The following is a 1155-nucleotide window of genomic DNA, read 5'->3' as shown; positions in this document are numbered from 1 at the left end:
GTCAACCCGAGCCGGCCGTGCGGCGCATGCCGCTATTGCCTCGAGGGCCTGCCGAACCAGTGTCTCGACATGCGCTTCTATGGCAGCGCGATGCGGATGCCGCACGTGCAGGGCGCGTTCCGCAATGCGCTGGTGTGCGATGCGCGCCAGTGCGTGAAGGTCGCGGACCACGTGCCGCTGTCGCTCGCCGCGCTCGCGGAGCCGTTCGCGGTGGGGCTGCACGCGGTGTCGCGCGCCGGCCCGCTGATCGGCCGCCGCGTGCTCGTGTCCGGTTGCGGGCCGATCGGCGCGCTCGCGGTGGCGGCCGCACGCGCGCATGGCGCGGCGGAAGTGGTCGCGACCGATGTGGTCGACGAGCCGCTCGCGATTGCGCGCGCGCTCGGCGCCGATCGCACGATCAACGCGGCGACCGATACGGAATGGGTGGCGCGCTACGGCGCGGACAAGGGCACGTTCGACGTGATGATCGAATGCTCGGGCAATGCGCAGGCATTGCGCGACGGGCTCGACGTGATGCGCCCGCGCGGCGTGGTCGTGCAGCTCGGGCTCGGCGGCGACGTGAGCCTGCCGCAGAACGTCGTCGTGGCGAAGGAACTGTCGATCTGCGGCTCGTTCCGCTTCCATGCGGAGTTCGCGCTGGCCGTGGAGTTGATCAATGCAGGGCGCGTCGACCTGCGGCCGGCCGTGACCGGGGTGTTCCCGATGCGCGACGCGAGCCGCGCGTTCGAACTCGCGGGCGACCGGCGGCGCGCGATGAAGGTGCTGATCGATTTCTCTGAAGGAGATCAATTGTAAACGGGCAACTTTGATTTGCCGGGCGAAAGCCGGGCACATGTATTCGCAACTGCACCTGGTGCGATTCAAACATTCAAAAAAAATTGGAGACCTCATGAACACCATTCAAGGCGGCATGCTGCTCGTGTTCACGCTGATCGCGATTGCCGCGCTGATCTTGATGATCGCGCGCTACAAAATCTACCCGTTCCTGGTGCTGATCATCGTTTCGCTGGGCTTGGGGCTCGCCGTCGGCATGCCGATGGACAAGATCGTCAAGTCGTTCGAGACGGGCAACGGCAATACGCTCGGCCACATTGCGGTCGTCGTCGGCCTGGGCACGATGCTCGGCAAGATGATGGCCGAATCGGGCGGCGCCGA

2 protein-coding genes are annotated in these 1155 nt (G+C 66.4%); both read left to right on the top strand.

What is annotated here, in order from left to right; genetic code table 11:
- A partial coding sequence (locus tag HWY45_RS36220; RefSeq protein ID WP_150999508.1) for an L-idonate 5-dehydrogenase occupies positions 1–795 on the top strand: 795 nt, incomplete at its 5' end.
- Between the two features lie 94 nt (positions 796–889).
- Positions 890–1155, top strand: a 266-nt coding sequence (locus tag HWY45_RS36215; RefSeq protein ID WP_244111062.1) for a GntP family permease, incomplete at its 3' end; no start/stop codon positions are given.

Origin of the sequence: Burkholderia stagnalis, from assembly GCF_902830275.1 — a bacterium.
Classification (GTDB): Bacteria; Pseudomonadota; Gammaproteobacteria; order Burkholderiales; family Burkholderiaceae; genus Burkholderia; species Burkholderia stagnalis.
Note: the sequence above shows the minus strand (reverse complement) of the source record. Positions and strands in the feature narration are given on the sequence as shown.